The following is a 9,072-nucleotide window of genomic DNA, read 5'->3' as shown; positions in this document are numbered from 1 at the left end:
ATTGTTGGACCAAACGGCGCTGGCAAAACCACGCTGATCAAAATGATCATTGGCGAACTGGCACCAGACAGCGGCAAAGTAAAGCTTGGGACAAAGCTTGAAGTTGCAACGCTGGACCAAAAACGCGCGCAATTGGACCCAATGACCACGCTTAAGGATGCGCTGACAGGTGGTGGTGGCGATAATGTAGTCATCAACGGGCAAGCCCGCCATGTGGTTGGTTATATGAAGGATTTTTTGTTTCTGCCTGAGCAGGCCAACACAGCTGTTGGAAAACTCTCTGGGGGGGAACGTGCGCGGGTGATGATTGCGCGTTCGATGTCTTTGCCTTCAAACTTTTTGATTTTGGATGAGCCGACCAACGATCTTGATCTTGAAACGCTTGATTTGTTGCAAGAAATGATTGCTGACTATGACGGTACGGTGCTGGTGGTTAGCCACGACCGTGAGTTCTTGGATCGTGTTGTAACTTCTACCATTATTGCAGACGGTGATGGGGTTTGGACCGAATATCCGGGCGGCTATTCGGATATGGTGCGGATGCGTGGTTATGGCGTAACCAAACCTAAAGGTGGGGTAAAAACGGTCAAGCCGAAGGCCCCAAAAACAACATCAGCTGCAAAGCCGAGTGTGAAAAAACTCTCGTTTAAACACAAGCATGCGCTTGATACGCTGCCTGGCGAAATAGAACAACTTGAAGCTGAAATTGTTAAATTGCAGGCTGAGTTGGCCGATCCAAACCTATATGCCCAAAATGCTGAGAAGTTTCAAAAGTTGAGCGACCAATTGTCTCAAATACAGGGAAAGTTGGACGAAAAAGAAGAGCAGTGGCTTGAAATTGAACTGCTCAAAGAAGAAATAGAAAACAGCTAAAATGCTGATTCACTGAGTTTTAGAAAATGAGACGCTCCGTTCACGTCGCGTGCAGGGGCAATCTACTCGAAATATTTAAGGTCAGGGCTTATCCTTTATTCAGGTTGGCCCATTTTTTGAGGTTCGCATGTCCAAGTACCATACTCGACAGGTGGTTATTGTCGCTGAACAGCGGTTGATCATTGATTGTGTGCGTAGCGCGTTGCGCGCAATGGGTATTAGCAAGGTGACGCTCTTTACAAAGCCGAAAGAGGCGATGACACACATGCAGACCAAGTCGGTGGATGTTTTGGTGCTCGATGACAGTTTGAGCACTCAAAACCCGCTCGAATTCGTCGCCAAGTTGCGAATGGACAAGGCGGTTGTGTCGCGCTTCGTGCCAGTCATTCTGATTTCGGACAATGGTATGCCCAAAACCATAATGCGGGCCATCAAGGCCGGGGTGGATGAGGTGCTGGTGAAGCCAGTTGCTGAAAAGGCTGTAAGGCAACGCATTGAGAAGACCATTGATAATCCGCGTGCATGCATTTCAGTGCCATCGGGTTATGTTGGGCCTGACCGGCGTCGGTCAATTAAAGAATTCATGGCTGGGGATGATCGCCGCACAGAAAACAAAGCCGATGTTTTACAACGTAAAGCCGGTACTGCACCCGAAGAATAAATCTTCGATCTCTCAATGCATCTTGCTTCGCTGCAATGATATGAGATAGCTTTGAACGATCTTGGCATGTCGTGTTCTGCGACATCAGCATTCAAACTTGGTGGTTCTATGCGCAACTTGGGTGCCGCGCAGGCGCTTTTTCTGGCTACAGGCGGCGTCGCTGTTTTGGCCTTGATGGATGCGTTGGTGAAAAGCTTGTCGGGCGGTTTGCCGACCATTGAGATTTTGTTCTTTCGGCAGATCGGGGCAGCCGTCTTACTCGGCATTTTGGTGCTCGTCACCGGAGCATCATTGCCCCATCCTAGCCGGTTGAAGACCCATGTTTTGCGTTCGTTGATGATCGGGATGACGGCATTCGCCTTCTTTTATGCACTTGGTGAGTTGCCGCTGAGTTTGGTGACCGCCATTTCGCTTACTGCGCCGATTATGGTGGCGGTGCTTGGCGTTGTGATTTTGAAGGAAGAATTGAACAAAACGTTGGTCGTTGCATCCTTGTTGGGGTTTGCAGGCGCCATGATTGTTACGTTCGGTGGCAATCAAACCCCGATCAGTGAAGGCGGGAGCGTTTTAGCGTGGGCCGCCGCAATCATCAGCCCGATCACCTACGCCATCAGTATTATTATTCTGAAAAACCAAACCTCTCAGTCCAGTGCACAGGTCATCACTTTCGTTCAGGCCGGTCTAATTGCTATGTTTTGTCTGCCGTTTTTGATGGGCAATTTTGTTGTCCCGGTGGGGGATCAGATTTGGCAAGTGGCCGCGCTTGGTTTGCTTGGTGCAGTTGGTTTTATGCTTTTTGTCACAGCACTCAAACACGTGCCCGCATCAATGTTTGCCATGGTCGACAATACAGCGCTGATTTGGGCGGCACTATATGGTTTTTTGTTCTTTACCGAAGTGCCGCACCCAACTTTGTGGGTTGGCGCGGCAATGATTGTTTGTGCTTGCCTTTTGGTCGCTAGACGCCATGTGCGAAAAAGCCCGAAGCGTTAAATGCCTTCAACTTCTAGCGAAAAGTTCACCGTCCCGTCCGTTGCAGCATAGCTGCCGGCACCTACGATTTTCGCAAAATCTCCTTGCCCTGAACCTTTAATTATTGTCCAAGCTGTTCGCGCAATATCGTTGGCAAATGTGCCAATTTCTTGCAGAAAAAATGTACCTTCCAATGCACCAATTGTGCCGGTGAATTGTAAAGCGCCACAATAGGATGCAGTTTGCTCGTTCTGGTAAATCAGCAGATATTTGCCTGACAATTGTCCTTTTAGATCTCCGCTAACATTGTAAACAATATCGGCTTCATTTGCTTTTGCTGGATCGCTTACCTCTAGGAAGCTTTTTTCTTCCCATTTGGCGATTGTGAATTCACCTGCTAAAATGCGCATATATTCTCCTTTTTGCTCTAACTTGCACAGACAAGGGGCGAAGGACTTGTAATAATGCGACAGGGAACGGCTATAAAATGGGTCGTGCAAAACCTAATCAGCCCAAGGGCTTGATTGAAAAACACGTAAGCTTGCAACACTTTGATCTGACTTTGGTGACACCAAGTGCAGCGCTTGAGCGGGTTGTTGCCAATTATTGGATCATTGAGTGGGATTTGCCCAAGGGCCGCGCCTATGCGCAAGAAAACCTGCCCCATGCCAGTCAACATTTAGTGTTAGATCCCCAGTATCAGTCGGGCGTGTTTGGCCTAACGAGCGGTGCTTTTACTTATCACCTACAGGGTAAGGGACGTGTTTTTGGGGTTAAGTTCCATCCCGGACAGTTTCGTCGGTTTGCGGCGCATGATATGCGCAATTTGACCGATCACTGTGTGCCAGTTTCTTCATATTTTGATGTTGATGATCATGAACTTTTACGCGGCTTTTGCGCGGCCAAACATTGTGCAGATTTCGCGCCGACGATTGAACTTATGCTGCTTAACTGCGAAATCAAAGAGGACGCGAAGGCCAAACTTGCGCAAGAGGTGGTTGAGTTTATCGAGGTGAACCGCGAGATATTTGAAGTGGCGGTTGTTGCCCAGCATTTCCATGTGTCCCCCCGCGCATTGCAAAGGCTATTTGCAGAATATGTGGGCATTGGCCCCAAATGGGTGATCGAGCGCTATCGGATGATCGAAGCGATCGAGGCGCTGAACAATTCAAGCCATATTTCGCTGACTGAATTGTCCCACGCGCTGGGGTATTTTGATCAGGCGCATTTTTCTAAGGCTTTTAAGCGCCTGACCGGGCGTCGTCCAACCGAAATTGGTTTGCCTCCGACTTAGGAAAGGGCCTCATTGAGGTCGCCGATGAGGTCTTGGATGTGCTCGATGCCGACGGATAGCCGGATTAGGTTTTCAGGCACACCTGTTGCATCCCCTTCAATCGAATGGCGATGTTCGACTAAGCTTTCAACGCCGCCGAGCGAAGTCGCCCGTTTAAACGTTTCCAATTTCGCACAGACTGCAAGCGCAGTTTTGGCGTCGCCTTTCACTTGAAAGCTCAATAGTGAGCCATAACCATTTGGCATTTGCTTTGTGGCAAGCTCGTGTTTCTCGTGTGAAGTAAGGCCAGGGTAAAGGACCGCTTCAACCTTTGGATGGTTTTGCAAGAAGGTTGCTACGGCCATCGTGTTTTCGCACATACGTTCCATACGCAAGGGAAGGGTGCGCATGCCCCGGATCAATAGCCAGGCTTCAAAGCTACCCAACACCGCGCCTGCATCATGACGGTCCATAGCGATGGCTTGCCAAATCTCGCTTTGTGCGTCGCTTGTGGCCAAAAAGCCTGCCAGAACATCTGAATGGCCGTTGATCGATTTGGTCGCCGAATGCATCACGATGTCTGCGCCAAAAGCAAGTGGGTTGCTTAAAACCGGGCTCGCGGCGGTTGAATCAACAACCAGTTTCGCGCCCACCTCGTGGCTAAGCGCTGCAGCTTGTGCAATGTCTGTCACACGCAACCATGGGTTTGATGGTGTTTCCACAAATACAAGATCAGGCTTTGCAGTGCCAATTGTCTTGGCCAAAACGTCCATATCGCTGCATTCGATTTCGTGCAGGTTGATTTCACGACGGGCGCAGAAATCGCGCACCCATTTGGTGGTGCCCCAATAGATTTGAGACTGCAAGATGATGGTGCCATTGTTTGGCACTGTACGCATCACAGCTGCGATCGCTGCCATGCCTGAAGGGAAAAGGAGGCCTGCGTCAGCATTTTCTGCTTTGGCCAATATGTCTTCGCCCAAGCGCACCAAATCGTCATCGTCTCGCGCATAGAGGTGATTAGGGCTGATTTGCGAATAGTCAGAATTGCGCGCAAAAGTGGTTGAAGACTGGATTGGTGGCACAACCCCGCCAGTTTGGGGGTCGATCGTGCCGTTGGCCTGAACCATCCGTGTGGTGACGTGTTGATTGGCGCGCTTTTGCTGTTCAGCCATAAATGCCTCGCAATGGGGAAAGAAATTGCCGGAGTCGGCAGTGGTGAACATGATATTTGCGCTGTTTAAATTCTTCAAGTCCATAAAACGAGTTGCCGTACCAATCGGTACATTGTTTAGTTAAAGTAAACAGACTGACGCTTACGTAAATTGTGGGTGGTATTGGTTGCAAAACTGTGGTTAACACCACCGCTAAGTATTGCGTGCCGAAAACAATCGGCGAAAAAATGTTATTGCTAGGCGACAGAGGCCATCTAAATGAAGAACCAAATTTTGCTCACCGCGCTTTCGCGCGTGGAGACCCAATCTGTTTATGCCCCATCCGGGGAAGAGATGTTGGTGATTAGCCGACGTGACTATGAACGACTTATCAATATACTTGAAGGTGTGGAATTCTTAATCAAAGATGAACATATTGCTTGCTAAGTTGTTGGAAGTAAATAATTAACCATAACCGATGTAAAAAACCTATAGTTTCATAGTTGTAGGTTTTGTACATGTTGTGCGTAAGGGTTGTGTTGGCGTCTGTCTGTCTGTGTGCGTGGCTAACGGGTTGTGCAAAGCCGCCACAAAGACTAGATCAGTCAGCAACCCCAACATCACAACAGCTGGCTTATGCCGCACAAAATAAAGTCACTAGCCCGCTGGCTGTTCAAACCGCCAATCCTGAAATTGATACAAAGATTAGAACCGCATCGATAAACAATGATGCTGGTTTGAACTTTAGTTTGCGCCGTGGTTTAACTGGCCGCGATCTAACCATAGAGACGCAAGCCGACGTGAAGCTGGCCGCTGGCGAAGTGGTGATAACGTTTGACGATGGACCTAGACCGGGCAAAACCGACATAATTCTTGATATCCTGGATCAGTATAATGCCAAAGCGACGTTCTTAATGCTGGGGCAGGCGGCGCAAAAACACCCTGGCTTGGTCCGCGAAGTGGCCAAAAGAGGTCACACGGTGGGTTTGCACACGCACACGCATGGCGACCTCACCAAAGTCAATTTGGTTGCGGCATTGGCAGAGATTGAGCGCGGGCGGCAGCCCTTGGTTGCTGCTCTGTCACCGATCAACAAGGCACCAGCACCATTCTTTAGGTTTCCCTATTTGGCGCAAAATCAAAAGCTGCGCCGTGCTGTCAACAATGCGGGTCTTGTGATCATGGATGTGCAAATAGACAGCAAAGATTATTACAAAGCGAGCTCCGCTGAGGTCTTGCAGCGCACACTGGCTCGGCTGGATCAACAAGGTAAAGGTATCGTATTGTTCCACGATATCCATCAGCGTACTGTCGATATGCTGCCAGATTTCTTGGCCGAGCTGAAATCTCGTGGCTATAAAGTTGTTGCCCTGGTGCCAGATCAGCGATTGCAGTTGCGCTCCAATACCCTACTTGCCCAAAACAATTAAACCAAGTATACCGCGCGTCCTTACTTTGTTGATATTGGGGAAGCGCAAATGAAACGTGTCTTAATTGTTGGGTGTTCTGGATCCGGAAAATCAACTTTGGGCCGACGTTTGGGCAAACTTCTTGGCTTGCCGGTTGTTCATATGGATCAGCACTTTTTTCACCCCGGATGGGTGGTGAAGGAGGGCGAAGAGTGGACCAATATCGTTGCAGATTTGATTGCGAAAGAGAGTTGGGTCATGGATGGCAATTACTCCAACACACTGGCCACTCGGATCAAGCGTGCGGATACTGTCATCTTCTTAGATTTTCCAACATGGTTTTGCTTTTACCGCGTTATCAAGCGTTTCATCACCGCATTTGGCACGGCGCGTGAAGATGTTGCACCGGGGTGTGTAGAGCAACTTGATCCCGAATTTTTGGGTTATGTGTTGAACTACAATCGGCGTTCTCGCCCAAAGATGCTTAAAATCATGGAAGCCTTTGAAGGCGATTTCATAACCCTAAAATCAGTCAAGGAGATTGATGGTTTTGTGACACAGTTGGGCGAAAAGGCCGCAGCATAAGCGTTTGCCCAATTGCCAGCAATAGCGTTTTGTGAATAGTAAGCGCTATATGATCAATTCAAATTTCTTTAAACTTTTTCTCGCCAGCGCCGCATCGAATTTAGGAGACGGGATCGCACTCATCGCGTTTCCATGGTTTGCCTCACTGCTGACCCGTGACCCATTTCTGATTGCACTGGTGCCCCTATTTGGGCGTGCGCCATGGCTACTATTTTCCTTACCCGCAGGCGTCATTATCGATCGGGTTGATCGTCGACGTTTGATTTTTATGACAGATATCGCCCGTGCTGCCTTAACCCTGTTGGTATGCGGTGTTGTTTTAGCGTCTGTGAATGAGGTCGGTGCAGATTTGGTTGCTGCTGAGCATTCAATCGCCGCACTGGGCGTGCTTTATGCATGCGCACTATTGCTCGGGATTGCGGAAGTTTTGCGCGACAATGCAGCTCAAACCATTCTGCCTTCGGTTGTGCCGTCGGTGCAATTGGAGAACGCAAACAGCAAATTGGCAACCGTTGAGTTGGTGATGAACTCACTATGCGGCCCACCGCTGGCCGGCTTCCTCATTGCTCTATCGTTGGGGTTAGCGTTTGCTGTAAATGCCGGTGTTTTGTTTCTTGCGGCATTGTTGGTGTTTTTGATTGCGGGGCAATACCGCACCACAAAGGCGGATGATTATGTGCCGGTTCATTGGGTTGTCGATCTGAAAGAGGGATTGGGATGGCTGTTCGGGCATACACTATTGCGCGACCTGGCACTCTTGCTTGGTTTGACCAATGGCGCTTACATGATGTCGTTGGCAACACAAGTTTTGTTTGCGCAAGAAATCCTTGGCTTGGACGCAGCTGGGTTTGGCCTGCTGCTCACCGGGGCTGCATTTGGCGGCGTTATTGGTGGGTTCGCTGCGCCCCACCTTGCTAAAAACTTTAGATCGGCAACTTTGTTGCGCGTGTCTTTGTTGTTGTTTGCAACAGAGTCGATCATATTTGGCCTCACTAGCCATCCAATCATTGCTTGGTTCACCCTTTTCCTTGGCTCAGCTGCAGGCATCGTGTGGAATGTGATCACCGTCACGCTGCGCCAGACCATAATTCCGGACAGGCTGATGGGGCGTGTGAATAGCGTTTATCGGTTTTTCGGCTGGGGCATGATGCCCGTAGGCACTTTTGTTGGCGGCGTCTTGGTCAGCGTTGCCCAGTTAAGTATTGGGCGCGAGTGGGCATTGCGTATTCCACATCTGTTGGCTGGGGCTTTGATGTTGGGTGGATTGGTGGTCTTGTTCTATCGATTAACCCATCGAAAGATTGATGCCGCTCGGGCGAATGCGAAAGCCTAGAACGGCAATTCTGCCTCAAATGTCACGCGCTCCCCGCCTCTTGGATGATGAACGGTGAGCGATAGGGCGTGCAATCGTAAACGGTCCGCAGCATCAAGCGCTTCGCCCGAAGCGTAAAAGCGATCACCCAAAATGGGGTGGCCGAGGGCCAGCATGTGCACACGCAACTGGTGGGAGCGTCCGGTGATTGGCGTTAATTCCATTCTTGTCCAATTTTCATTTCGTTCTAAAACGGACCAATTGGTTTGCGCGTTGCGGCCCTGTTCGTGATCGACCATTTGTTTGGGTCTATTTGGCCAGTCACACCGTAGGGGCAGGTCAACCGTGCCGTCGTCGCCTTCTACCTTGCCAAATACGTCTGCGACATAGGATTTTGCCGTGTGGCGGCGTTCGAATTGCAACCCCAAATGGCGGTGTGCTTCTGGGTTCATGGCCATAATCACGACGCCAGATGTGTCCATGTCCAGACGGTGGACAATGCGGGATGTCGGGAACTTGCTTTGGGCGCGTGCCTCCAAACAATCTGCATGTTCTGCGGCTTTTCCGGGGACCGTCAGTAAGCCAGAAGGTTTGTTGAGGACCAGAATTTCATCGTCTTGGTGGATGACGTCGAGAAAGGGATCTGTTGGTGGTGCATAGACGAAATCGCCAATCATGCGCCCGTTTTTTCGATCAGGTGTCCAAATCCAGACTTGTTGAGCAACATTTCCGCTTCCAGTTTGCCTTCGCGCACTTCGTGTGGGTCTGGCATGTAGGGATGTTGTGCCAACATTTCTTGGTGGTGAAGCGGCAAACCGTTTTCAATAGCGCCA

At 49.8% G+C, this 9,072-nt stretch carries 11 protein-coding genes; 8 read left to right on the top strand and 3 right to left on the bottom strand.

Going from position 1 to position 9,072, the window contains the following annotated elements:
• The 3 genes from Q0231_RS14725 to Q0231_RS14715 form a co-directional block, all read left to right on the top strand.
• Positions 1-873 (top strand): ATP-binding cassette domain-containing protein (locus Q0231_RS14725; protein ID WP_299348615.1); only part of this gene is annotated, 873 nt, incomplete at its 5' end.
• 127 nt (positions 874-1,000) lie between these two features.
• Positions 1,001-1,534, top strand: coding sequence for a response regulator (locus Q0231_RS14720; RefSeq protein ID WP_299348612.1), 534 nt, complete (start codon positions 1,001-1,003; stop codon positions 1,532-1,534).
• A 51-nt stretch (positions 1,535-1,585) separates the two neighbouring features.
• Positions 1,586-2,527: a DMT family transporter gene (locus tag Q0231_RS14715; protein WP_299348610.1), complete on the top strand. Its 942-nt coding sequence runs from the start codon at positions 1,586-1,588 to the stop codon at positions 2,525-2,527.
• Here the strand turns inward: Q0231_RS14715 and Q0231_RS14710 are convergent.
• Entirely contained in the window at positions 2,524-2,916 is a 393-nt protein-coding gene (locus Q0231_RS14710) for a DUF3224 domain-containing protein (RefSeq protein WP_299348607.1), read from the bottom strand. The two genes, Q0231_RS14715 and Q0231_RS14710, sit on opposite strands and share 4 nt — an antisense overlap.
• Positions 2,917-2,993: 77 nt before the next feature.
• Between Q0231_RS14710 and Q0231_RS14705 the strand changes: the two genes are divergently transcribed.
• Positions 2,994-3,800, top strand: a complete 807-nt coding sequence (locus Q0231_RS14705; RefSeq protein WP_299348604.1) for a helix-turn-helix domain-containing protein — start codon at positions 2,994-2,996, stop codon at positions 3,798-3,800.
• Here the strand turns inward: Q0231_RS14705 and Q0231_RS14700 are convergent.
• Positions 3,797-4,954, bottom strand: coding sequence for an aminotransferase class I/II-fold pyridoxal phosphate-dependent enzyme (locus Q0231_RS14700; RefSeq protein ID WP_299348601.1), 1,158 nt, complete (start codon positions 4,952-4,954; stop codon positions 3,797-3,799). The genes Q0231_RS14705 and Q0231_RS14700 overlap by 4 nt on opposite strands.
• A gap of 258 nt (positions 4,955-5,212) precedes the next feature.
• On the opposite strand from Q0231_RS14700, the gene Q0231_RS14695 reads away from it, so the two are divergent.
• From Q0231_RS14695 to Q0231_RS14680, 4 genes are all read left to right on the top strand, one after another.
• Positions 5,213-5,380 (top strand): hypothetical protein, encoded by a 168-nt coding sequence (locus tag Q0231_RS14695; RefSeq protein ID WP_269394690.1) that lies wholly within the window; start codon positions 5,213-5,215, stop codon positions 5,378-5,380.
• Positions 5,381-5,451: 71 nt separating this feature from the next.
• Positions 5,452-6,363 (top strand): polysaccharide deacetylase family protein, encoded by a 912-nt coding sequence (locus Q0231_RS14690; protein ID WP_299348597.1) that lies wholly within the window; start codon positions 5,452-5,454, stop codon positions 6,361-6,363.
• Between the two features lie 48 nt (positions 6,364-6,411).
• Complete coding sequence (locus Q0231_RS14685; protein WP_269394692.1) at positions 6,412-6,927, top strand: adenylate kinase; 516 nt, start codon at positions 6,412-6,414, stop codon at positions 6,925-6,927.
• 49 nt (positions 6,928-6,976) lie between these two features.
• Entirely contained in the window at positions 6,977-8,260 is a 1,284-nt protein-coding gene (locus Q0231_RS14680) for an MFS transporter (RefSeq protein WP_299348593.1), read from the top strand.
• Here Q0231_RS14680 and Q0231_RS14675 read toward each other — a convergent pair.
• Positions 8,257-8,916: an RluA family pseudouridine synthase gene (locus Q0231_RS14675; RefSeq protein WP_299348590.1), complete on the bottom strand. Its 660-nt coding sequence runs from the start codon at positions 8,914-8,916 to the stop codon at positions 8,257-8,259. The two genes, Q0231_RS14680 and Q0231_RS14675, sit on opposite strands and share 4 nt — an antisense overlap.
• Between the last annotated feature and the right edge of the window lie 156 nt (positions 8,917-9,072).

Origin of the sequence: uncultured Maritalea sp. (assembly GCF_937139385.1) — a bacterium.
In the GTDB taxonomy this organism is placed as follows: Bacteria; Pseudomonadota; Alphaproteobacteria; order Rhizobiales; family Devosiaceae; genus Maritalea; species Maritalea porphyrae_A.
The sequence above is the reverse complement of the archived record's forward strand: the minus strand, read 5'-3'. Positions and strand labels throughout refer to the sequence as shown.

What these genes read in the sequence shown, in the direction of transcription:
- Q0231_RS14720 (WP_299348612.1), top strand. Translation starts at nt 1,001, where the DNA reads ATGTCCAAGTACCATACTCGACAGGTGGTTATTGTCGCTGAACAGCGG.
- Q0231_RS14710 (WP_299348607.1), bottom strand. Translation starts at nt 2,916, where the DNA reads ATGCGCATTTTAGCAGGTGAATTCACAATCGCCAAATGGGAAGAAAAA.
- Q0231_RS14705 (WP_299348604.1), top strand. Translation starts at nt 2,994, where the DNA reads ATGGGTCGTGCAAAACCTAATCAGCCCAAGGGCTTGATTGAAAAACAC.
- Q0231_RS14700 (WP_299348601.1), bottom strand. Translation starts at nt 4,954, where the DNA reads ATGGCTGAACAGCAAAAGCGCGCCAATCAACACGTCACCACACGGATG.
- Q0231_RS14695 (WP_269394690.1), top strand. Translation starts at nt 5,213, where the DNA reads ATGAAGAACCAAATTTTGCTCACCGCGCTTTCGCGCGTGGAGACCCAA.
- Q0231_RS14690 (WP_299348597.1), top strand. Translation starts at nt 5,452, where the DNA reads ATGTTGTGCGTAAGGGTTGTGTTGGCGTCTGTCTGTCTGTGTGCGTGG.
- Q0231_RS14685 (WP_269394692.1), top strand. Translation starts at nt 6,412, where the DNA reads ATGAAACGTGTCTTAATTGTTGGGTGTTCTGGATCCGGAAAATCAACT.
- Q0231_RS14680 (WP_299348593.1), top strand. Translation starts at nt 6,977, where the DNA reads ATGATCAATTCAAATTTCTTTAAACTTTTTCTCGCCAGCGCCGCATCG.
- Q0231_RS14675 (WP_299348590.1), bottom strand. Translation starts at nt 8,916, where the DNA reads ATGATTGGCGATTTCGTCTATGCACCACCAACAGATCCCTTTCTCGAC.